Annotated in this window: 20 protein-coding genes and 1 tRNA gene; 11 read left to right on the forward strand and 10 right to left on the reverse strand. The window is 57.2% G+C overall.

Translation table 11 applies throughout. From position 1 onward, the window contains the following. The first annotated feature begins 44 nt into the window (after positions 1-44). A complete protein-coding gene (locus MWU51_RS05590) occupies positions 45-494 on the forward strand; it encodes a DUF1499 domain-containing protein (RefSeq protein ID WP_247035474.1) in 450 nt (149 codons plus the stop codon). Here MWU51_RS05590 and MWU51_RS05595 read toward each other — a convergent pair whose 3' ends face one another. Next, positions 495-797, reverse strand: a complete 303-nt coding sequence (locus tag MWU51_RS05595; protein ID WP_247035476.1) for a hypothetical protein — start codon at positions 795-797, stop codon at positions 495-497. Positions 798-858: 61 nt separating this feature from the next. Here MWU51_RS05595 and prfA point away from each other — a divergent pair, with 61 nt between their 5' ends. The 3 genes from prfA to MWU51_RS05610 all read left to right on the forward strand — a co-directional run bounded on the left by prfA (position 859) and on the right by MWU51_RS05610 (position 3,589). Then, a complete protein-coding gene (gene prfA / locus MWU51_RS05600; RefSeq protein ID WP_247035478.1) occupies positions 859-1,914 on the forward strand; it encodes a peptide chain release factor 1 in 1,056 nt (351 codons plus the stop codon). Next, positions 1,911-2,771 carry a peptide chain release factor N(5)-glutamine methyltransferase gene (gene prmC, locus MWU51_RS05605; RefSeq protein ID WP_247035480.1) on the forward strand — a complete coding sequence of 287 codons (861 nt, stop codon included), beginning with the start codon at positions 1,911-1,913 and terminating at the stop codon, positions 2,769-2,771. Before prfA ends, prmC begins: the two co-directional genes overlap by 4 nt. 251 nt (positions 2,772-3,022) lie before the next feature. Continuing rightward, positions 3,023-3,589 (forward strand): DUF4167 domain-containing protein, encoded by a 567-nt coding sequence (locus MWU51_RS05610; RefSeq protein ID WP_247035482.1) that lies wholly within the window; start codon positions 3,023-3,025, stop codon positions 3,587-3,589. Positions 3,590-3,725: 136 nt separating this feature from the next. Here MWU51_RS05610 and gpt read toward each other — a convergent pair whose 3' ends face one another. After that, entirely contained in the window at positions 3,726-4,229 is a 504-nt protein-coding gene (gpt, locus tag MWU51_RS05615) for a xanthine phosphoribosyltransferase (protein WP_247035485.1), read from the reverse strand. Positions 4,230-4,241: 12 nt separating this feature from the next. After that, positions 4,242-5,060, reverse strand: a complete 819-nt coding sequence (fabI, locus tag MWU51_RS05620; RefSeq protein WP_247035487.1) for an enoyl-ACP reductase FabI — start codon at positions 5,058-5,060, stop codon at positions 4,242-4,244. A 158-nt stretch (positions 5,061-5,218) separates the two neighbouring features. On the opposite strand from fabI, the gene pdxH reads away from it, so the two are divergent. The 6 genes from pdxH (at position 5,219) to MWU51_RS05650 (ending at position 12,365) form a co-directional block, all read left to right on the forward strand. Continuing rightward, entirely contained in the window at positions 5,219-5,824 is a 606-nt protein-coding gene (gene pdxH / locus MWU51_RS05625) for a pyridoxamine 5'-phosphate oxidase (RefSeq protein ID WP_247035489.1), read from the forward strand. Between the two features lie 113 nt (positions 5,825-5,937). Beyond that, positions 5,938-6,477, forward strand: coding sequence for a cold shock domain-containing protein (locus MWU51_RS05630; protein WP_247035491.1), 540 nt, complete (start codon positions 5,938-5,940; stop codon positions 6,475-6,477). Between the two features lie 46 nt (positions 6,478-6,523). Then, positions 6,524-6,979: a DUF192 domain-containing protein gene (locus MWU51_RS05635; protein WP_247035492.1), complete on the forward strand. Its 456-nt coding sequence runs from the start codon at positions 6,524-6,526 to the stop codon at positions 6,977-6,979. 80 nt (positions 6,980-7,059) lie between these two features. Then, a tRNA-Pro gene (locus MWU51_RS05640) sits at positions 7,060-7,136 on the forward strand. Positions 7,137-7,903: 767 nt separating this feature from the next. Continuing rightward, a complete protein-coding gene (locus MWU51_RS05645) occupies positions 7,904-11,611 on the forward strand; it encodes a vitamin B12-dependent ribonucleotide reductase (RefSeq protein ID WP_247035493.1) in 3,708 nt (1,235 codons plus the stop codon). A 436-nt stretch (positions 11,612-12,047) separates the two neighbouring features. Further along, positions 12,048-12,365 (forward strand): hypothetical protein, encoded by a 318-nt coding sequence (locus MWU51_RS05650; RefSeq protein ID WP_247035494.1) that lies wholly within the window; start codon positions 12,048-12,050, stop codon positions 12,363-12,365. A 98-nt stretch (positions 12,366-12,463) separates the two neighbouring features. Here the strand turns inward: MWU51_RS05650 and ilvN are convergent, their stop codons facing one another. From ilvN to MWU51_RS05685, 7 genes are all read right to left on the reverse strand, one after another. After that, entirely contained in the window at positions 12,464-13,030 is a 567-nt protein-coding gene (gene ilvN / locus MWU51_RS05655) for an acetolactate synthase small subunit (protein ID WP_247035496.1), read from the reverse strand. 13 nt (positions 13,031-13,043) lie between these two features. Beyond that, positions 13,044-14,798: an acetolactate synthase 3 large subunit gene (locus tag MWU51_RS05660; RefSeq protein WP_247035497.1), complete on the reverse strand. Its 1,755-nt coding sequence runs from the start codon at positions 14,796-14,798 to the stop codon at positions 13,044-13,046. 353 nt (positions 14,799-15,151) lie between these two features. Further along, the gene (locus MWU51_RS05665) at positions 15,152-16,003 is read right to left on the reverse strand and encodes an arginyltransferase (protein WP_247035498.1); all 852 of its coding nucleotides are present in this window, start codon (positions 16,001-16,003) and stop codon (positions 15,152-15,154) included. Between the two features lie 119 nt (positions 16,004-16,122). Continuing rightward, positions 16,123-16,611 (reverse strand): RDD family protein, encoded by a 489-nt coding sequence (locus tag MWU51_RS05670; protein WP_247035505.1) that lies wholly within the window; start codon positions 16,609-16,611, stop codon positions 16,123-16,125. Between the two features lie 93 nt (positions 16,612-16,704). Next, positions 16,705-17,232 carry a DUF2852 domain-containing protein gene (locus MWU51_RS05675; protein ID WP_247035507.1) on the reverse strand — a complete coding sequence of 176 codons (528 nt, stop codon included), beginning with the start codon at positions 17,230-17,232 and terminating at the stop codon, positions 16,705-16,707. Positions 17,233-17,411: 179 nt separating this feature from the next. Continuing rightward, the gene (locus tag MWU51_RS05680; protein WP_247035509.1) at positions 17,412-17,942 is read right to left on the reverse strand and encodes a cytochrome b/b6 domain-containing protein; all 531 of its coding nucleotides are present in this window, start codon (positions 17,940-17,942) and stop codon (positions 17,412-17,414) included. A 112-nt stretch (positions 17,943-18,054) separates the two neighbouring features. Continuing rightward, positions 18,055-18,534, reverse strand: coding sequence for a YbaK/EbsC family protein (locus MWU51_RS05685; protein ID WP_247035511.1), 480 nt, complete (start codon positions 18,532-18,534; stop codon positions 18,055-18,057). Between the two features lie 133 nt (positions 18,535-18,667). Between MWU51_RS05685 and MWU51_RS05690 the strand changes: the two genes are divergently transcribed. Beyond that, entirely contained in the window at positions 18,668-21,469 is a 2,802-nt protein-coding gene (locus MWU51_RS05690; RefSeq protein ID WP_247035514.1) for a glutamine-synthetase adenylyltransferase, read from the forward strand. Positions 21,470-21,482: the final 13 nt, after the last annotated feature.

Consider the following 21,482-nt stretch of genomic DNA (forward strand, 5'->3'; position numbering starts at 1 on the left):
GATGTGTCACGATCCGCTGGGGGGCGGAGGGTTCGGGGGCGTGTGTGAATTATTTTGTTTTTGCAATTCTGGGTGTGCTTTTTCTGGCCGTTCTTGCGCTTGGCTGGGTGCGACTGGCACCATTGCCGGAAGAGCGATTCTCGGCACGTCCAGGTCCAAACAATCCGGGTACGCACAAACTGCCGGGTGGGGTGAAATACGTGATCCCGCTGCGCATTCTGCCAGAAGGTGCCTTGGACCATCTGGCGTGGATCGCACTGGAAGCCCCGCGCACGCATCTGCGATATCAAGAAGATGATCTGTTCGCGGTTGTCACCCGCTCGCGGCGTATCGGCTTTCCCGACATCACTGTGGCATGGGTGGCCGATGATGCACTGCATATTCATGCCCATTTGGTCTATGGTAAAAGCGATATGGGCGTGAATGAACAGCGGGTTGACGTCTGGCTTGATCAGCTAAGACATCTTGATGACGACATGGATGACGAATTCTGATCAGAGAGGCGACAATTCGGCAGGGGCATCGCTGCTCGTTTGTGTCTCTTGGACCGCTTGTGCAGAAACACAGCCTTCGCCCGTGTCGCGCCACATGGGTACGTTCAAACTCATTTCGCAGCGGGCCATGAACGCACGACCGCCGACAAACAGGCAGATGCTTTCGCCCAGTTCAACGCGACTGCCGGCGGTGTCAGTGCAGTAGCAGTCTATGACCTTGCCGCCCGGTGAGGTGACGTCGGCCAGCACCGGTTCAGCGAACAGTCCGCCCGCGACGAAGAAAAGGGGCAATATCCTGAACATGCCTTAGCCTAGCACATTCGTGCCTCTTGACCAAACCTTCGTGATAAGAGACACCGCCACAATGGTTCCTATGGAAAAACTTTCAGCAATCACAGAACGGTTCGAGTTTCTGGAAGCCCGCATGGCACAAGGCCTGTCGGGTGAAGAAATCGCGCAGGTCGGGCGCGAATATGCTGAACTGAAACCGGTCGTCGAGGAAATCGCCGCTTATCGCCGTCTGCTGGACGATATCGCCGAAGCCGAGGCAATGCTGGGCGATCCGGACATGCGTGAGTTGGCTGAAGAAGAGCTGCCGATCCTGAAAGAGAGGCTGCCCGAGGTGGAACAGGCCATGCGGTTGGTTCTGCTGCCAAAGGACGCCGCGGACGCTCGACCTGCGATGATCGAAATTCGTCCCGGCACGGGTGGGGACGAAGCATCTCTGTTCGCAGCGGACCTTTTGCGCATGTATCAACGCTATGCCGAGGCGCGCGGCTGGAATTTCGAGATCATGGAGCAATCCTTGACTGAACTAGGTGGCATCAAAGAGGTCGTGGCTCATGTGAAGGGCGAAGGCGTGTTTGCCCGTATGAAATATGAAAGCGGTGTGCACCGGGTCCAGCGCGTGCCGGAAACTGAAAGTGGCGGGCGCATTCACACTTCGGCAGCAACGGTGGCTGTGCTGCCCGAGGCGGAGGATGTGGATATCCAAATCGACGCAAATGACATTCGCATTGATACAATGCGCGCGTCAGGGTCGGGCGGCCAGCATGTGAACACCACCGACAGTGCCGTGCGGATCACGCACCTGCCAACGGGCATCATGGTGACCAGTTCCGAGAAAAGCCAACACCGCAACCGCGAGATCGCGATGCAGGTACTGAAGACGCGGCTGTTTGATCTGGAACGGCAGCGGGTTGATGATGCCCGCGCGGCGGATCGCAAGGCACAGGTGGGGTCGGGTGACCGGTCCGAGCGCATCCGCACCTATAACTTCCCGCAAGGTCGCATGACAGATCATCGGATCAATCTGACACTCTATAAGCTGGATCAGATCATCGGAGGTGATCTGGATGATGTGATCGACGCGCTGATTGCCGAAGATCAGGCGGCACAATTGGCAGATATGGACGGATGACCACTGGCACGGCGCTATTGGTCTCTGCCACGCGGGTCTTGCGCGCGGCGGGTGTGGAAGACCCGGCTCGCGATGCACGGATTTTACTTGCGCATGCGTTGGGCGTTGATCGCAGCCGACTGACGCTGGTTCTACCAGACGTGGTTGAAAACCATCACGCCGCTGCATTCGAGCAAGCCATTTCCGCGCGCGCCAACCGCCAACCCGTTGCCCAAATTATCGGAACGCGGGCGTTTTACGGGCGTGACTTCATTGTAACCGGCGATGTATTGGACCCGCGCCCGGACACCGAGCTTTTGGTCGATACGGCCTTGTCAGTGCCTTTTGCCAACGTGTTGGATCTGGGCACAGGAACGGGCTGTATCCTGTTGACACTGTTGGCAGAACGTCCAGATGCGTTGGGGCAAGGAGTGGACCTGTCGTCGGCCGCGCTGTCCATTGCCCGAGCCAATGCAGAGGCAATGCAGATTGCGGACCGTGCCGAGTTTCTGGAAGGATCGTGGTTCGATGCGGTTGCCACCGATCAGCAGTTTGACCTGATCGTGTCAAATCCGCCCTATATCTCTGAGACCGAGATGATGGCGCTGGCCCCCGAAGTGCGGGATTGGGAGCCGCATTTGGCGCTGTCGCCCGGCGGCGATGACTTGGCGGCCTATCGCAAGATCATAGCTGACGCATTGCATTATCTGGCGTCAGGAGGGCATCTGATGGTCGAAATCGGGGCCGGGCAGGGCGCGGCGGTCAAAGAGATGTTTCAGAATGCAGGATTCATCGAAACCCAAGTGCTGAAGGACCTGTCCGGGCATGATCGTGTTGTCGCAGGCGATGGGCCCTGTGTGCCGCATTTTGCAGAATAATGCATGTACAACGGCCGTTAAAGCCACTGGAACCCGGCAAAAATCCTCGTTTCCACCAGTTTTTTCCAGATAAGGCTTGTGTTTCGGCAATCCACGTGACAATCAGGTTTTAGCAGTGTCGCAGTCCTCGTGACAGCCGCTGTTTGTAAGCCCTACAATTCGAACGATGTGGCACAGATTGGTGTCTTGTTCGAAAACACAGCGCGGCAATTAAACCGCGCGTTGGAAGCTAAAGCTGGAAAAACAAGCTGATGAGATCGCCGAAATCACGTTCGCGAAATAACAAGTCGAACCGTAACCGGAACAATCCGGGAAACATCATCAACCGCGTCTACGACAGTTCGGGACCCGAGGGCAAAGTGCGCGGGACTCCCCAGCAGATCATCGACAAATACACCCAATTGGCGCGCGATGCGTTTTTGTCGAATGACCGGGTTGCGGGTGAAAACTTCCAACAGCACGCGGAACACTACACCCGTCTTCTCAGCGAAGCACAGCGCGAGATGGAAGCCCGGCGTTTGCAGTCGGAACAGCAAAACCGCGACCGCCAACAACGCGAAAAAGAAGAGCGTGAAGCACGTGCCGAACGCAAATCTGCACAGGCAGCGGCAGGCGAGGGGGATCAACCCGACATCGCTCCACAGTCCGACACGATGGAAGAAGATGGCCAAAGCGGTCTGGTAGAAACACCGGAAAGCAAGCCGAAGAAGGCACCAGCGCGGACCCGCAAACCCCGCAAGCCAGCGAAGTCGGACGTCTCGAACGAAGATACGGATGCGGCCAGCGGCACTCCGGACGCTCCCGAAGCGGCAGAGTAAGCCACCTTCAAGGCATTTATTGAACCCGGCCCGCGAAAGCAGTGCCGGGTTTTTTCTTAATAATTGGTCGCAGCAAATATGAAAAAAGCCCCGCCGGATAGGGCGAGGCTTTCGGAATTGTTTTTGACGCGTTTGATTAATCCGTTCCGCGATATGGTTCGACATATTGCAGCGCCATATCCCATGGAAAGAAGATCCAGGTGTCCTGGCTGACCTCGGTGATGAACGTGTCCACCAGCGGGCGACCCTTGGGTTTGGCGTAAACGGTGGCAAAATGGGCCTTGGGATACAGGTTGCGCACCAGTTCCAGTGTTTTGCCTGTGTCGACAAGATCGTCGATAACCAAGATCCCCTCACCATCGCCCATCATGGCCGCGTCCGGGGCTTTCAGAAGCTCTGCTTCGCCCTGCGATTGATGGTGATAGGATTTGACCGATACGGTATCCACTGTGCGGATATCCAGCTCGCGCGCGACGATCATGGCCGGGGCCAGACCGCCACGGGTGATCGCAACGACAGCGCGCCAGCCTGTGTCTTTGGGGCCTTGGCCGTCAAGTCGCCACGCAAGCGCACGGCTGTCGCGATGGATTTGATCCCAGCTGATGTGGAAACCTTTTTCGTGGGGCAGGCGGTCGCTCATGTCGGATGCTCCTTATTTGCGACCAGTGGCCACGTCGATATCAGGCGCATCAACGGCCTTCATGCCGACGACGTGATAGCCGCTGTCCACATGATGTGTTTCGCCGGTGACGCCCGACCCTAGGTCGGACAACAGATACAGGGCAGAGTTGCCCACGTCCTGAATGGTCACGTTGCGACGCAGTGGCGAATTAAGCTCGTTCCATTTCAGAATGTAACGGAAATCACCGATCCCCGAGGCTGCGAGCGTCTTGATAGGCCCGGCCGAGATTGAGTTTACCCGGATGCCGTCCTTGCCCAGATCCTCGGCCATGTAGCGTACGGAAGCCTCAAGTGCGGCTTTGGCAACGCCCATTACATTGTAATGCGGCATCACTTGTTCGGCCCCGTAATAGGTCAGCGTCAGCAGCGAACCACCATCGGGCATCATGGCTGCGGCGCGACGAGCCACCGCGGTGAAGGAATAAACCGAGATATCCATCGTCACGCGGAAGTTTTCCGGGCTGGTATCAACATAGCGCCCGCGAAGTTCATTTTTATCTGAAAAGCCAATAGCATGGACGACGAAATCCAGCTTGCCCCATGTCTTTTCAAGTTCGCTGAACAATGTGTCGATCGACCCTTGGTCTGATACATCACACTCAACAACAACATCTGATCCAAGTTGGGCGGCCAGCGGATCGACCCGCTTTTTCAACGCTTCACCCTGATAGGAAAACGCAAGTTCGGCACCGGCGTCGGCACAGGCTTTCGCGATCCCCCATGCAATGGACTTATCGTTGGCTAGCCCCATAATCAGGCCGCGTTTGCCCTTCATCAATTCCGTCGACATTCTGGTTCCCCGTCCCGAGATACTGCGATATGCCCGTTTAGGCGATTGGCCGGGTCTCTTCAAGTCTGAGCCCGACGTTCTGCTACGTGTTTGTAACAGAGTTGGCACGGAACCGCGCAGGCCATATGTTTGGAAAGTCACAAGAAGGGGGGGCAAGGATGTCAGAACGTGGCGGGATATTTGCAGGCGACGATCCCTTCGTGATCGCGTGCAGTTGGTTGGAAGAAGCCGAGAAATCTGAACCCAATGACCCCAACGCCATTGCGTTGTCGACGGTCGATGCGGACGGGTTGCCGAATGCGCGTATGGTATTGCTCAAGGACATCGAAGACGATTCCTTCGTATTTTACACCAACTATGGGTCTACCAAGGCGCAGGAACTGGATCATGCGGGCAAAGCAGCTTTTGTTATGCACTGGAAAAGTCTGCGCCGCCAAATCCGGGTGCGTGGCGTGATTGAACGCGAAGAGGGGCCACAGGCAGACGCCTATTACGCGTCTCGGTCGCTGAAAAGCCGGTTGGGCGCATGGGCGTCGCATCAAAGCCAGCCTTTAGCCTCACGTGCGGCCCTGATGACCGAGGTGGCAAAGGTGACGGCGACCCATGGCACCAACCCCTCGCGTCCGCCGTTTTGGGGTGGATACCGGATTTGGCCAACTGAAATAGAGTTCTGGGCGGATGGGGCATTCCGGCTTCATGACCGCTTTCGCTGGAGCCGGGAGCAAAAAAATGAATCGTGGTCAGTTGTGCGATTAAACCCTTAAAAAATCGGGGTTTTCGTGCTATACCTGCCTAAAAGTATATGTGTTTAAGGCTTGCACCCGGATTTCAAACACCCCAATAGTATTGTGGGGATGCGAATATTTTGAGGACAATTATGGCGCAAGATACAGACGCGCATGAGCCAATCGTGCTGCGTGGCCAAGTCAAATGGTTTGACCCAGGCAAGGGGTTTGGTTTCGTGATCGCCGACGAAGGTGGAGCGGATATTTTGCTTCATGCCAATGTGTTGCGTAATTTTGGTCAAAGCTCAGTTGCTGATGGTTCAGTCATTGAAATCTCGGTGCAGTCGACTGAACGCGGTCGTCAAGCCGTCAATGTCTTATCGATAGAGCCGCCTGTCGCTGATGCCGAACATCAGCTTGAGGAATTCACTGAAGGCGTTGTCGACCCTGACAGCGTAGGACCGCTGGAGCCTGCGCGGGTTAAATGGTTTGACAAGGCCAAGGGGTTCGGTTTCGCCAATGTGTTCGGGCGGTCTGAAGACGTGTTCATTCACGTAGAGGTTCTGCGCCGTTCGGGGCTTGCTGATTTGCAACCGGGCGAAGCGATTGGTCTGCGATCTGCGGCGGGCAAGCGGGGCTGCATGGCGGTCAGTGTGTCGTCGTGGGACTCGGCCACCGATCACAAGGAATGAAATGCTAAGCGTATTGAACAGGATTGTAAAAATGGGGGCGTCTATCATGGGCGCCCTTTTGTTGTCTGCACCGGTCTGGGCCGATGTCTGTGACCCAGACTACGTCGACCTGCGGGGGGACTGGGGTAAGGCGCGGTTCATGGTTGAGATCGCCGATGATCCCGGAGAACGCGCACAGGGATTGATGCACCGCGAAAGCATGCCGATGTCGCATGGTATGTTGTTTCTGTTCGAAACACCCCAGACAGTCAGCTTCTGGATGAAAAACACGCTGATCCCGCTGGACATGCTGTTTCTGACCGCCGATGGCACGGTTGCGCGGGTGCACCAGAATGCCATTCCCCACGACACATCACTCATCCCCGGTGGCTCGGACATTTTTGCGGTACTAGAGGTCAACGGCGGCATCTCTGAGCGATTTGGCATTTCAGAGGGCACGGTTCTGCGCCACCCGTTGTTGGATCAGAGTATTGCTGCATGGCCTTGCGCAGCCACCGAATAGCCATGGCAAGACAGGAAGATCGAATGGGCTGTCAGTTTGCCCTTTTCTTCGTCAAAAACCCCCGTTAAGGAGAGGGCGTTCGGGGCGTAGCGCAGCCTGGTAGCGCGACGGTTTTGGGTACCGTAGGTCGCAAGTTCGAATCTTGCCGTCCCGACCATTTTCCCAGTTTGGCCATATCGACCGATTTGTCTGATCTGTGCGGGGTAGAACGACTATATATGGTGGTCGATCTTCCGATGCGTGATGTGATCCCGTCCGGTAGGTGCGGATAATTGGAGCAGAGGGCGGATTGGATCGGTGTGGGGGATTGATTCTTTTCAAGGCGATCCAGTTTAGTAATTTCGACCTTCTACATGACGCATAGACGCCACACCTGACGCGCCCGACTGCCGGTTTTCCAGTGTTCGCTTATTTATTTCGTTTTCACCTGAATTCACGTGGTTTGCGCGATGCCGCCCAAAAACTGAGGTGACATGCGCCATCGCTTTGTATGTTCTGAATTGAGGTATCACTTCCCCTTTTTGGCGTAAGTTCGGTGATCACTTAGTAAAATCCGAAACCATCCACAGACACCTCTTGCCGAGGAATCAAATCGTTAACCCTGCGCTGGCTCAAACCCCAATCAAGGTCAACGAAAAAGAGTTGTGGATAGACCAGAAGTTTTTGTTGACCTGCTAGGGGTCGATACGTCACCTTGTGCGTGCTGGTCAACAAGCCACAACATATAGTGGCGGCAGGTTACAGCGGGACAGTAAAAGAATTATGACACGATCTGATGGGTCGAACGAGACCGTGGTCGCCTATGGCGCGCTTCGGTGCGGGTTTTCTGTGTCTTTTCCGGTCCTTGCGATCAGCTAAATTTGGAAGGGTGAAGGCGTGCTCAGACACGCGACACCGCAGCGCACGAAGGATCGACGGGGCACTATGAAAATCGAACGCAAATTCACCAAAGCCGGAGCAGACGCCTACTCCGAGTTGGATTTCATCACCACAACATCTGAAATCCGTAACCCGGACGGCACGGTGGTTTTCAAACTGGACGCCTGCGAAGTGCCGGCGGACTGGAGCCAAGTTGCATCCGATGTGATTGCGCAGAAGTATTTTCGTAAAGCAGGTGTGCCAGCGGTGCTGAAACGCGTGAAAGAAAAAGGCGTTCCAGAATTTTTGTGGCGTTCGGTCCCGGACGACAAAGCACTGGCCGATTTGCCGAAGGAAGACCGTTACGGCGGTGAAACCTCGGCCAAACAGGTGTTTGACCGTTTGGCAGGAGCATGGACATATTGGGGCTGGAAAGGTGGCTACTTTACCACCGAAGCCGACGCCAAAGCGTATTTCGACGAAATGCGCCACATGTTGGCCAGCCAGCGTGCCGCGCCGAACTCGCCCCAGTGGTTCAACACCGGCCTGCATTGGGCCTATGGTATCGACGGCCCGGCACAGGGTCACTACTATGTCGATCACAAGACCCGCAAGCTGACCAAATCCAAGTCCAGCTATGAGCATCCGCAGCCGCACGCCTGCTTCATCCAGTCAATCGGAGACGATCTGGTGGGCGACGGCGGTATCATGGACCTGTGGGTGCGCGAAGCCCGCCTGTTCAAATACGGCTCCGGCACCGGCACCAACTTCTCGTCGCTGCGCGCGGCAGATGAACCGCTGTCAGGTGGCGGCAAATCCTCGGGCCTGATGGGGTTCTTGAAAATCGGCGACCGAGCAGCAGGTGCAATCAAGTCGGGCGGCACCACACGCCGCGCTGCGAAGATGGTGATCGTGGACAGCGACCACCCGGACATTGAAGAATACATCAACTGGAAGGTCAAAGAAGAGCAGAAAGTAGCCTCGTTGGTCGCGGGCTCGAAGATGCACGAAGAGCATCTGAACCACATCTTTGCGGCGATCCGTTCGTGGGATGGGGCCGAGGAAGACGCTTATGATCCCAAGGTCAATGAAAACCTGAAGGACGTCATTCGGGCTGCGAAAAAGGTTGCGATCCCCGAGGTTTACGTCAAACGCGTGCTGGATTATGCCAAGCAGGGCTATGGCTCGATTGAGTTCCCGACATACGACACGGACTGGGATTCGGAAGCTTACGCGACCGTTTCCGGCCAAAACTCGAACAACTCGGTTCGCGTCACTGATGCGTATCTGAAAGCCGTCGAAGCAGATGCTGATTGGGAACTGATCCGCCGCACCGATGGCTCGGTCGCCAAGACCATCAAGGCACGCGATTTGTGGGACCAGATCGGCCATGCAGCGTGGGCTTGTGCCGACCCCGGCATCCAGTATCACGACACGGTCAACGCGTGGCACACATGCCCCGAAGACGGTGCGATCCGCGGCTCGAACCCGTGCTCGGAATACATGTTCCTTGACGACACCGCCTGTAACCTGGCCTCGATGAACCTACTGACCTTCTTGGAAGAAGGCGTGTTCCAGGCTGAGGATTACATGCACGCCACCCGCCTGTGGACCATCACGCTGGAAATCTCGGTGATGATGGCGCAGTTCCCGTCGAAAGAGATTGCCGAACGAAGCTATGTCTTCCGCACGCTGGGTCTGGGCTATGCCAATATCGGCGGTCTTCTGATGAATATGGGCTATGGCTACGATTCGGCCGAGGGCCGCGCGATGTGCGGGGCGCTGACCGCGATCCTGTCAGGCGTATCATATGCCACATCTGCCGAAATGGCGGGCGAACTGGGTGCGTTCGAAGGGTTCGAGCGCAACAAGGAACACATGCTGCGTGTCATCCGCAACCACCGCACTGCGGCTTACGGCGCGACCGAGGGCTATGAGAACCTTGAGATCAAACCGCTGGCGCTGGATCACGCCAACTGTCCGGACGCCAAGCTGGTCGATCTGGCGATGGGCGCATGGGACGAGGCGCTGGCGCTGGGTGAAAAGCACGGCTACCGCAACGCGCAGGTGTCTGTGATTGCACCGACGGGCACCATTGGTTTGGTCATGGACTGCGACACCACCGGGATCGAGCCCGATTTCGCGCTGGTGAAGTTCAAGAAACTGGCCGGGGGCGGATATTTCAAGATCATCAACCGCTCGGTCCCCGCAGCCCTTGAGAAGCTGGGCTATGCTTCGTCCGAGATTGAAGAGATCATCAGCTATGCCGTGGGTCATGGCACCCTTGGCAACGCGCCGGGGATCAACCACACGACGCTGATTGGGCACGGGTTCGGCCAAAACGAGATCGACAAAATCGAGGCGGCATTGCCATCGGCCTTCGACATCCGCTTCGTGTTCAACCAATGGACGCTGGGCGAGGAGTTCTGCACCAACGTGCTGGGCATCCCGACCGAGAAGCTGAACAACCCCGATTTCAGTCTGCTCAGCCACCTTGGTTTTACCCGCAAAGACATCGACGCGGCCAACGACCATGTGTGCGGCACGATGACGTTGGAAGGCGCGCCACACCTGAAGGAAGAGCATTACAGCGTCTTCGACTGCGCCAACCCGTGCGGCAAAAAAGGCAAGCGTTTCCTGAATGTTGACAGCCATATCTATATGATGGCCGCCGCGCAGAGCTTCATTTCCGGCGCGATCTCTAAAACTATCAATATGGCAAATGATGCGACCATCGAAGACTGTCAGAAAGCGTATGAACTCAGCTGGTCGCTGGGGATCAAGGCCAATGCGCTCTATCGTGATGGATCGAAGCTGAGCCAACCGCTGGCGGCTGCGCTGGTTGAAGATGATGAAGAAGCTGAAGAAATCCTCGCATCGGGTTCGACCCACGACAAAGCCGTGACACTGGCCGAGAAGATCATCGAGAAGATCGTCGTCAAGGAAGTTGCGCGGGGCCGTGAAAAGCTGCCCGAACGGCGCAAGGGATACACCCAAAAAGCCATCGTTGGTGGCCACAAGGTTTACCTGCGCACCGGCGAATACGAAGACGGCAATCTGGGCGAGATCTTCATCGACATGCACAAGGAAGGTGCGGGCTTCCGCGCGATGATGAACAACTTCGCCATCGCTGTTTCGGTTGGCCTGCAATATGGTGTGCCGCTGGAAGAGTTTGTGGATGCCTTCACCTTCACCAAGTTCGAACCGGCTGGCATGGTTCAGGGCAACGACTCGATCAAAAATGCGACGTCGATCCTTGACTATATCTTCCGCGAACTGGCCGTGTCTTATCTGGACCGCACCGATCTGGCCCATGTGAAGCCTGAAGGGGCCAGCTTTGATGATCTGGGTCGTGGCGAAGAAGAAGGCGTGTCGAACGTCCAGGAGATGACGGAAACGGCTGCTACCAAGTCCTTGGAAGTGTTGAAACAAATCAGTTCGACCGGTTATCTGCGCAAACGTATGCCGCAAGAACTGATGGTGCTGCAAGGCGGTGCAGACGCGGGGGGGACGGCTCTGACCGGTACCGATCCGGTTGGCGTTTTGAACGCGCTGGTGCCAGAAACAGCGGGCGTGAAAACCACCGTGACCGAAACATTAGTCAGTGAATCCGCCGTTTCGACCGGCACGATCAACAAGATCGACGCACGCACCAAGGCCAAGATGCAGGGATACGAGGGCGATCCTTGTGGCGAATGTGGCAACTACACGCTGGTGCGCAACGGCACCTGCATGAAATGCAACACCTGCGGATCGACCACGGGCTGTAGCTAAGAGATCGCCGGGTGCGTCTACGTCCCAAGGGATGTGCCCGGCAGACATGAGAGGGCGTTCTTGCGTTCACCCTCTATTGTAACACGGGGCGGGTGCGCTCGCCCCCTGACGCGGATAGGGCCGCAGGCAAAAACATGACCGGGCGGTACTAATCACGAGCCTTATCAGCGAAACTGGGGTGCCCTTGGGCACCCCATTCTTTTTTGGAATTCCATCAATGGCGGACACGGTAGAGAGCGCCGTGATCCAACATTGATTCTAAACGATCCGAAGCGATGGTTGACGTTACGGCATCAATGCGGGCTGTTCGCGTTGATTGAGGCCAAAAACAACTCAGCGTAAGAAAATAAGTGGCCGGTTTCTTTCCATAGGCGAATATTTGCCCTGTTCCTGCCATATCCAGCCGATAAAATATCCACCAGAAGTGGAGAAATAAATGCTGGGGATAATCCTTTGGTACAACGCCGAAAAGAGCGTTGGCTTGGTCTGGTGTGAAGATCAGGGGCCGCTGGCGTTCATCGGCCCTGAAGTTGTTGCACCTCAAGGCGTTGACAGTCTGCAACGCGGATCGCAGATTTGGTTCGGTTTTAATGAGGCCAATGGATTTCGCACGGTCAGCCGCATCGAAGCGGTTAGCGTGGTTATGGGCGGGATCGACCCGGCACAAGTCCTTTGCAACTTTGAAAGGACTGAAACTGACGGGCTAGAGTTCGACAGCACGGATATGCGATCTGTTTTGCGGGTCGTGGCCTGAGCCGCAGCGGACCAATCCAACACAACCAAAGGGTCGCTTGTGCTATAGGAAACGCCCGTTAATGGACTTAACGGGCGTTCCAATCGTTTGAGTTTGGACTACTCCGTTGCACCACGCGACAGGGCAGCAACCCCGGTGCGAGCCACTTCGATCAAACCAAGCGGGCGCATCAATTCGGCAAAAGCCGAGATCTTCTCGGTCGTGCCGGTGATCTCGAATACAAAACTATCGAGGGTCGAATCCACTACATTGGCGCGGAAAATATCTGCCAGTCGCAACGCTTCAACACGCTTGTCGCCAGACCCTTCCACTTTGAACAACGCCAGTTCGCGCTCGACCGCGGGGCCTTCAACAGTCAGATCATGCACATCATGCACCGGCACGATACGTCCCAGCTGTGCTTTGATTTGCACAATTACAGCGGGCGTTCCAGAGGTCACAACCGTGATCCGCGACAGGTGGCCCAGATGATCAACTTCGGCCACGGTCAAGCTTTCGATGTTGTATCCCCGGCCGGAAAACAGCCCGATCACGCGGGCCAGAACACCCGCTTCGTTGTCGACAATGATCGCCAACGTGTGGCGTTCGATCTCATCTGAATTGGGATCGCGCAGGTCATAGGCTGATTTCCGTGACGAGCCTTTTTTGATCTTAAGTGCAGACATTTACAGACCCTCCTTAAACCAGCGTCGCGCCTGAGGAGCCGATGACGCCCTGCGTCTCGGCTTCGCCCAGAAGCATCTTGTTGTGCGGCTCTCCCGACGGGATCATCGGGAAGCAGTTTGCGTGTTTTTCGACCAGAACGTCCAGAATGAACGGGCCGTCATAGTCCAGCATTTCCTGAATGGCGTCGTCCAACTCGGCCGGGTCCGACACCTGCCGACCCTTGCAACCAAATGCTTCCGCCAGTTTCACGAAATCGGGCAGGCTTTCCGACCAGCTGTGCGAATAGCGCTCGCCGTGCAAAAGCTCCTGCCACTGGCGCACCATACCAAGACGTTCGTTGTTCAGGATGAACTGTTTGATGGGCGCGCGGAATTGAACGGCGGTGCCCATTTCCTGCATGTTCATCAGCCAGCTTGCATCACCGGCCACGTTAATCACGCAGGCATCCGGGTGTGCGATTTGTGCGCCAAGCGAAGCGGGCAGGCCATAGCCCATGGTGCCCAGTCCGCCCGAGGTCAGCCAACGGTTGGGGTCGTTGAAGCCCAGAAACTGAGCCGCCCACATCTGGTGCTGCCCCACTTCGGTGGCCACATAGCGATCCTTGTCCTTGGTCAGAGCCTCAAGGCGTTCCATCGCGTACTGTGGTTGAATGACCTTTTCGTCCGGTTGATAGGCCAGGCAGTCACGGCCGCGCCATTCGTCGATCTTGGCGATCCAGCTCGCCAGTGCATCGCCATTCGTTTTGCGGCCGCGCGCTTTCCAGATTTTCAGCATATCTTCAAGCACATGGCCGACGTCACCGATGATCGGAATTTCGACATGGATGACTTTGTTGATCGAGCTGGGATCAATGTCGATATGCGCCTTTTTCGAACCGGGGCTGAATGCGTCGATGCGTCCGGTGATCCGGTCATCGAACCGCGCGCCGACGCAGATCATCAGGTCGCAATCATGCATTGCCATGTTTGCTTCATAAAGCCCGTGCATTCCCAACATGCCCAGCCAGTGCTTTCCATTGGCAGGGTAAGCCCCTAGTCCCATCAGGGTCGAGGTGATGGGAAAACCGGTGGCATCAACCAGTTCGCGAAGCAGTTGGCACGCCTCGGGGCCGGAATTGATTACGCCTCCACCGGTATAGAAAACCGGGCGCTTGGCTGTTTCCATCGCCGCCACCAGTTCGGTGATGGCGTCAATGTCGCCGCGCAACTGCGGCGCATAGTGGCTGGTCTCGACCTTCGCAGGTGAGGTGTAGTCCCCGGTGGCAAACTGCACGTCTTTCGGAATGTCCACCAGCGTCGGCCCGGGACGACCGGCAGTCGCCACGTGGAACGCCTCGTGGATCACAGCAGACAGCTTGTCCGTTTCCTTTACCAGCCAGTTGTGTTTGGTGCAGGGGCGGGTGATGCCCACCGTGTCGGCTTCCTGAAACCCGTCTGTGCCGATCATGAAGGTCGGCACCTGTCCGGTCAGCACGATGATCGGGATCGAATCCAGCAGCGCGTCGGTCAGGCCTGTCACCGCGTTTGTCGCGCCGGGGCCAGAGGTGACAAGAACAACACCCGGCTTGCCGGTCGAGCGGGCATAACCTTCGGCTGCGTGCACAGCGCCTTGTTCGTGACGTACCAGAATATGGCGAATGTCATTTTGCTGAAAAATCTCGTCATAGATCGGCAGGACAGCGCCCCCCGGATAGCCGAATACTGTGTCGACACCCTGATCCTTCAGGGCTTGTACCACCATTTTCGCTCCGGTCATTTGACGTGTCATCACTCTCTCCGTTCCACGTGCGTTCTTCATAAAAAAGCCCCCGATCTTCGGGGGCGCATGGGGATCCTATATGGTTCCGTTACCGGCCCATGCGCCATTTCCTTACAAGTACGAGGACGCTGCACATTGCAACACATTCCTTAGCCTTGCCCACCCGGTTTGTATGTGGGGCTTCTTGACAATAGTGGCGCGACATTATGAGGGGGGGGATGGGGCGTCAACCGTGAAAAGAGCGAATAAAGTGTCGCAGTAACCGTTTTTTTGGAATTTTAGGGCGATTCTGAGGTGGGTTGACGCAACTAATGGAAAGGAGAGGTCTGAATCCCAGATTTTTCCTGAGCGTCGACCATTTCCTAGCTGCCGCCGGAACGTACCGTATCGGGCAAGGTAATGCTGGCAACCTGTTCCGCAATCGGATCGGTTGATAGGGGGTGCAGTTCGGAGGTGTAATCTTCATCCCCATGCAGTGCGGTCCATTGCCCCTGGCGATAGATCTCAAGTGCCGAAAACTTGGCTTTGTAATCCATCTTCGGGCTGCCTGGCACCCAATAGCCAAGATAGACGTAAGGCAGACCAGCCTCGCGGGCGATCTGGATGTGATCCAGGATCATATGCGTACCAAGCGAGGTTTTGTTGCGGTCGGGGTCATAGAAGGAATAGACCATCGACAAGCCGTCATCCAACACATCGGTCAGGCATACGGCGCGCAAAGGTCCGGTGGGCTCGTCTCCCGAATCCTGATCCACGCCGCGTTCGGAATACTCGATCACGCGGCTTTTGATCGGGGTTTCTTCGATCATCGCGGCAAATTCAAACACATCCATGTCTGCCATGCCGCCATCGGCGTGTCGGGTGTCCAGATAGCGGCGGAACAGTTCATATTGATCCTCGCTGGCCCACGGGGCGCGGGCGCGGCGTTCCAGATCACCGTTGCGCTTCATCGTGCGACGCTGGCCCTTTGTCGGCTCGAAATCCGCGACGCGGATGCGGGCGGACAGGCAGGCCGAACATTCAGCGCAAGAAGGGCGATAGAGCACATTCTGCGAGCGGCGAAAGCCTTGCTTGGACAGGGTGTCATTCAGGGTGCTTGCGTGTTCGCCTTGTAGAGCGGTGAACAGCTTACGTTCCATCCGACCGTTCAGGTAAGGACATTCCTGCGGCGCGGTCACATAGAACTGGGGTGCAAGCGGTAATGTATGGCGCATGACACTTTCGAGATTGCTCAAGTGATCAAAAGTTAGCCCGGACAGCCGGATCGGGCAAGTCCCCGTCAGTTATAAGGTAAATGTGGCGCGCAGCGGCACCACATAGTCTTCATGGGTGATCAGCGACCGGCGGCGCGGTTCACTGCGGCTGTGCCCAGCATCATGTCTGACAGACCTTGCCCGCGCGGCGTGGTGAACATCATCACGATCGAGATCATCTGCACGACAAAGGTCGACATCGACACGAAATACCCCAACGTGTGCAGGGCGGAGGTGGTGCGGTCAAAACGTTCGCCGCGGTGGTTTCGCAACTCGATCGCGGTCAGGCGCATCCCCAGCGTGGCTGACGCGTTCGATAGGGTGGTGACGCGATAGACGAAGCTGACCGCCAGATAGATCAGCCCCCACAGGAAAAACCCGATCCCGAGGGTCAAAAGGCTGATCAGTACGCAGATTGCAGCAATCAGCACTACATCGATGAACCAGGCAAACAAGCGCTTCAGGGTGACGTCTTCATAGAACTCGGCCTGCGTGTCAGGGTCGGGTAGGCCCCAATAGGGACGGCGACCGTTTTCATCTCGGTTATAAGCATGAGAGAATTCAGACATAATCAATCCTGTATGCATGTGCTGGTCAGCAGGTAACCCGGCCCATCTTCGCGGGCCGGGTGGGGCTGTCACTTATATGTGCCAGCATTCAGTTTACGACTTTTTCTTTTTGTTGTCGCGGGCGGGTTCGTCCAGCACTTCGACATCGTCCACATCGGCGTCCGTAAAGTCGTCGTCGTATGCTTCTTCGCGGCTGGCTTGCGCAGCATTGGCGCGTTCATCCATGAACTGGTCGAACTCGGACTTGTCCTTCGCAGCGCGCAGGCGTTCCAGGAAGGCTTCGAACGCTTCTTGTTCGCTCATCAACCGGCGCAGGGTTTCCGCCTTATAGGCGTCGAACGCGGTGTTGCCCGAGGTCGAGAAGCCGTGGCGACGCGCGTAACGTGCATCTTTCCATGCAGTTGTTTCGGTTGATCGACGGTGGCTGCAAGATTTCGAGAACATGCGTTTGCTCCAGATCATATAGGCAAGAAGGGCCAGCCCGATGGGCCAGAAGAAGATGAAGCTGATGACCATGGCGGCGATCCAAGCGCCTTTGCCGCGCTCGTCCAGCCATGCTTCGCTTCGCGAAAACCAACCGCGCGGGGCGGCAGGGAAGTCGGTTTGAGCGGCGGTGTTCATGGTTAGGTCTCCGTAGTTGGCGTTGAATGTGAATGCCTTTCACATGATTAGGATGTGGGTATTTCTGCCTTCCCATCAAGGGTTAATGTGAAACTTTTTTACATTATTTAAGTAAAGAGTTGAAATTAAACAAAAAAAGCCGCAAAAATTTGGTGACCTTTCCTGTCTTGTAACAGCGTTCAAGCGCGAGGACCGAACCACATGCGGCGGATCAGACCGTCTTTCAGCACAAACTGGTGATACAGCCAGCCCGCGATATGAGCGAGAATCGTCAGCGCAAGCAGGGTGGCGACAACGCCATGCACCACGCGTGGGGTCAGATCATCAAAGGTTTCGGGCAGGGGCGCGCCTGAGCCGCCAAACACGATCCCCGGCAGACCGGCAGTGATCGAAATGCCAATCCCGCTGGCCACCATCAACAGAACCAGCGCGTAAAGCCCCCAATGGGCGGCACGCGCGCCGGTGTTCAGCAGGGCATTGCCTGCATCGGCTTTGGGCGGGTGTGGCGTTCTGAGCCGCGTCGCCAGCCGCAGTAACATCAGCGCCCCGATCACCAATCCGACCGTCATATGGGCGCGCAGGCTGAACATTTTGTCTGGGCTGTCATTCGGCAGGGGGGCCAATACCTGGCTGCCCATGACCAACGCGCCGATGATCAGACCGGCGAGGATCCAGTGCAAAGCGACCAGAAGGGGGTGATAACGAGTCATGGCAGTCTCCGGGTTGGGAATATGTGGGGCATGTTAGTTGCACTTGAAAGGTTGGCATGAGAAAACTTGCAAGTGCAAGCGATCAGGTTCGCTCAGCGAGGATGTCATGGCGTCAGGTGGGGACCGTCACGAAATCGCCCTCCACGGCTGCTGTGGCCTTGATCAGTGCCGCCGGTGGGGCCGGGAACACATGACGCGGCGTGCCTGCTGCAGCCCAGACCGTGTCGAATGCCAACAAGCGCGGGTCATAATAGGCGCGCACTTTCTGGATCAGCCCGACCGGCGACACGCCTCCGATGGCAAAACCAGTCTCGGCGCGGATCAGCTTGGCATCGGCCTTGCCCAAAGGTTCGCCTGCCAGCGCCGAGGCTTTCCCTGCATCAACCTGATTGCCACCCGCGGTCAGGAACAGAATGACATGTCCGCTGTCCTCACCCCGAAAGATGATCGACTTGGCAATCTGATCCAATTCGCACCCGACGGCGCGGGCGGCATCTTCTGCGGTTCGGGTGCCGTCCGACATCTCGCTTATCTCAGTGTCGATGCCAAGATCATCCAGTGCCTGTTTCACACGTTTCAGGCTTTTCGACATGTGTGGACCCTTTCGTTTATCACCGTCGGGCCAAGTTATCCAAATGCCCGCACAGCACAAGATACCGCGGCCTTATGGCTGCAACTCATACTCGCCAGTTGACCCGCCCGAACCGGCAGCGCAATTTGCGCCTATGAGCCATCAGCCCTTTGCCACCCGCATCACCCGTTGCCCAATCCCGTTCGAGTCCGAACCCGCAGACGAGATCGACGCACTGTTTGCCGACTTATCGCCCGAGCTACGCGACGTGCTGGCGGGTGCTGCGGGCTGTGCACCTTACCTAAAAGAGCTGATGGAGAAGCAGGCCATTTGGCTGCGCGCGGTGCTGACCCAAGCGCCCGAGGATGCGATCACCACGGTTCTGGCAGAGGTCTCGCCACAGGCGGACGGCGACAGCGCCCTGCGCGCCACTTTGCGCGTAGCAAAGCAGCGGGTCGCCTTGTTGGCGGGGCTGGCCGATCTCGCCGGTGTTTATACCTTGGAACAAGTGACAGGTGCGCTGACGGATCTGGCCGATCACGCCACAAACACGGCAATTCAGTTTCAGGTCGCGCAGGAAATCCGCCGTGGCAAACTGCCCGGTATGACCGAAGATGATATTGCCACCGCAGGCGGTATGGTCGCCATGGCGATGGGCAAGATGGGCGCGCACGAGCTGAACTATAGCTCGGACATTGATCTGATCATGTTGTTTGACGACAGTAAATTCGAAGGGTCCGATTTCCACAACGCACGCGCCAGCCACATCCGCGCAACCCGCAAGATGAGTGCAATGTTGTCTGAGTTGACCGCTGATGGCTATGTGTTCCGCACCGACCTGCGTTTGCGCCCCGATCCGGCTGTGACACCCGTTTGTGTCTCTATGGAAGCTGCTGAACGCTATTACGAAAGCCTTGGCCGAACTTGGGAACGTGCTGCCCACATCAAAGCAAGACCCTGCGGTGGGGATATTGCAGCCGGCGACGCGTATCTGACCCGGCTTCGTCCCTTCATCTGGCGCAAGCATCTGGATTTCGCCGCCATTCAGGACGCCCATGACATGCGCCTTCGCATTCGCGAACACAAGGGGCTTCACGGCGACATCACCTTGCCCAGCCATGACATGAAACTGGGGCGCGGCGGCATTCGCGAGATCGAGTTTTTTACCCAAACCCGCCAGATCATCGCGGGGGGGCGCGACGAAAGCCTGCGAATGCGTGGCACGGTGGACGGTTTGGCAGCGCTGGCGGGCAAGGGGTGGATCCCTGGTGATGTGGCACAGACGTTGACGGGCCATTACCGTTTTCATCGCGAGGTCGAACACCGCGTTCAAATGATGCGCGACACACAGACCCATAAGCTGCCATCGACAGATGCGGGGTTTGATCGGCTTGCGCGGATGATGGGGGAAGGGGACACCGAGGCGCTGAAATCCCGCCTCCATGACGCCTTGTCCGAAGTTCACACTGTAACCGAGAGTTTCTTTGCCCCAGATGGCTCTGCCGCAGATACACGCGAACTGGACGAAACTGAAGCCGAGATCGTGCACCGGTGGGAAAGCTATCCCTGCCTGCGATCAACCCGTGCGGTCGAGATTTTTAACCGTCTGAAACCTGACTTGCTGGCGCGCCTTGCCGAAGCTCCGCGCCCACACGAGGCCTTGATCCATTTCGATGGGTTCCTGTCACGTCTGCCCGCCGGGGTGCAGCTGTTTTCGCTGTTTGAAGCAAACCCGACGCTGGTTGACCTGATCGTCGACATCGCTGCCACGGCCCCTGCGTTGGCTACCTATCTGGGGCACAACGCACAGGTTCTGGATGCCGTGATCGGTGGCGGATTCTTCGAGGATTGGCCGGGTGCCGAGGCTCTTCAGTCGCAGCTTGAACGCCGCTTGCAGGCTCTACCGGATTACGAAGCGCGGCTTGATGGCACCCGCCGTTGGATGAAGGAATGGCATTTCCGCATCGGTGTGCATTTGTTGCGCGGATTGATCACCGCGCGCGAGGCAGGCACGCAATACAGTGATCTTGCCGATGCGGTAATCCGCGCGATCTGGCCGGTGGTGGTCGAAAATTTCGCCGCAAAACACGGCGATCCACCGGGCGCTGGTGCCGCGATCATAGGCATGGGTTCATTGGGCGCGCGTTGCCTGACGACAACCTCAGATCTTGATCTGATCGTGATCTACGACCCGCAAGGCGAAGAGATGTCCGACGGCCGTCGCCCGCTGGCGACCCGCACCTATTATGCACGCCTGACACAAGCGTTCCTGACCGCATTATCAGCTCCGATGGCCGAAGGGCGGCTATACGAGGTTGATATGCGCCTGCGCCCCTCGGGTCGTCAGGGTCCGGTTGCGACCTCGATCGACAGCTTCCGAGCCTATCAGAAAGACGAGGCCTGGACGTGGGAGCATCTTGCCCTGACCCGCGCACGGGTGGTGGCCGGTCCTGACAGCGTGGCGCAAGCCTATGATGCGGCCCGCGCCGAGGTGATGGCATTTGAGCGCGACCCGGTCAAAGTCGTGGCCGATGTGATCGACATGCGAAACCGGATTGCCGAAGCGAAAACCGGTGGTGGTGCCTTGGATGCTAAACTGGGTGTGGGACATTTGCAGGACGTGGAACTGGTGGCGCAGGCCGCCGCGCTTTTGTCCCACGACACGGCCCGCGATCCGGCTGCGCAGATCAATCAAGGTGTGGCGCTTGGCTGGTTCTCGTCCGCGCAAGGACAAGCGATGGCCGCCAGCCACGATCTGATGTGGCGCCTCCAAGCGGTCTCAAAACTCCTGTCGGAAGGTTCTTTGGACCTTGACGCGCTTGGGAAGGGCGGTCAGGACTTGCTTATGCGTGAGACCGGTGCCGAAAGTGAGGCGGCGCTGGTCAAGGATTTAGAGACCAAGGCTCGGGCTGCCGCCCGCGCCATAGACGAGGTGCTGGCGTCACCCCCGGGCTAACCCCGCGATGCCA

It is taken from the genome of Aliiroseovarius sp. F47248L (genome assembly GCF_023016085.1).
Lineage (GTDB): Bacteria > Pseudomonadota > Alphaproteobacteria > Rhodobacterales > Rhodobacteraceae > Aliiroseovarius.

Excerpts from the sequence above, each read along its gene's own strand:
- MWU51_RS05595 (WP_247035476.1), bottom strand. The coding sequence starts at position 797 with ATGTTCAGGATATTGCCCCTTTTCTTCGTCGCGGGCGGACTGTTCGCT.
- prfA (WP_247035478.1), top strand. The coding sequence starts at position 859 with ATGGTTCCTATGGAAAAACTTTCAGCAATCACAGAACGGTTCGAGTTT.
- prmC (WP_247035480.1), top strand. The coding sequence starts at position 1,911 with ATGACCACTGGCACGGCGCTATTGGTCTCTGCCACGCGGGTCTTGCGC.
- MWU51_RS05610 (WP_247035482.1), top strand. The coding sequence starts at position 3,023 with ATGAGATCGCCGAAATCACGTTCGCGAAATAACAAGTCGAACCGTAAC.
- gpt (WP_247035485.1), bottom strand. The coding sequence starts at position 4,229 with ATGAGCGACCGCCTGCCCCACGAAAAAGGTTTCCACATCAGCTGGGAT.
- fabI (WP_247035487.1), bottom strand. The coding sequence starts at position 5,060 with ATGTCGACGGAATTGATGAAGGGCAAACGCGGCCTGATTATGGGGCTA.
- pdxH (WP_247035489.1), top strand. The coding sequence starts at position 5,219 with ATGTCAGAACGTGGCGGGATATTTGCAGGCGACGATCCCTTCGTGATC.
- MWU51_RS05630 (WP_247035491.1), top strand. The coding sequence starts at position 5,938 with ATGGCGCAAGATACAGACGCGCATGAGCCAATCGTGCTGCGTGGCCAA.
- MWU51_RS05635 (WP_247035492.1), top strand. The coding sequence starts at position 6,524 with ATGGGCGCCCTTTTGTTGTCTGCACCGGTCTGGGCCGATGTCTGTGAC.
- MWU51_RS05645 (WP_247035493.1), top strand. The coding sequence starts at position 7,904 with ATGAAAATCGAACGCAAATTCACCAAAGCCGGAGCAGACGCCTACTCC.
- MWU51_RS05650 (WP_247035494.1), top strand. The coding sequence starts at position 12,048 with ATGCTGGGGATAATCCTTTGGTACAACGCCGAAAAGAGCGTTGGCTTG.
- ilvN (WP_247035496.1), bottom strand. The coding sequence starts at position 13,030 with ATGTCTGCACTTAAGATCAAAAAAGGCTCGTCACGGAAATCAGCCTAT.
- MWU51_RS05660 (WP_247035497.1), bottom strand. The coding sequence starts at position 14,798 with ATGACACGTCAAATGACCGGAGCGAAAATGGTGGTACAAGCCCTGAAG.
- MWU51_RS05665 (WP_247035498.1), bottom strand. The coding sequence starts at position 16,003 with ATGCGCCATACATTACCGCTTGCACCCCAGTTCTATGTGACCGCGCCG.
- MWU51_RS05670 (WP_247035505.1), bottom strand. The coding sequence starts at position 16,611 with ATGTCTGAATTCTCTCATGCTTATAACCGAGATGAAAACGGTCGCCGT.
- MWU51_RS05675 (WP_247035507.1), bottom strand. The coding sequence starts at position 17,232 with ATGAACACCGCCGCTCAAACCGACTTCCCTGCCGCCCCGCGCGGTTGG.
- MWU51_RS05680 (WP_247035509.1), bottom strand. The coding sequence starts at position 17,942 with ATGACTCGTTATCACCCCCTTCTGGTCGCTTTGCACTGGATCCTCGCC.
- MWU51_RS05685 (WP_247035511.1), bottom strand. The coding sequence starts at position 18,534 with ATGTCGAAAAGCCTGAAACGTGTGAAACAGGCACTGGATGATCTTGGC.
- MWU51_RS05690 (WP_247035514.1), top strand. The coding sequence starts at position 18,668 with ATGAGCCATCAGCCCTTTGCCACCCGCATCACCCGTTGCCCAATCCCG.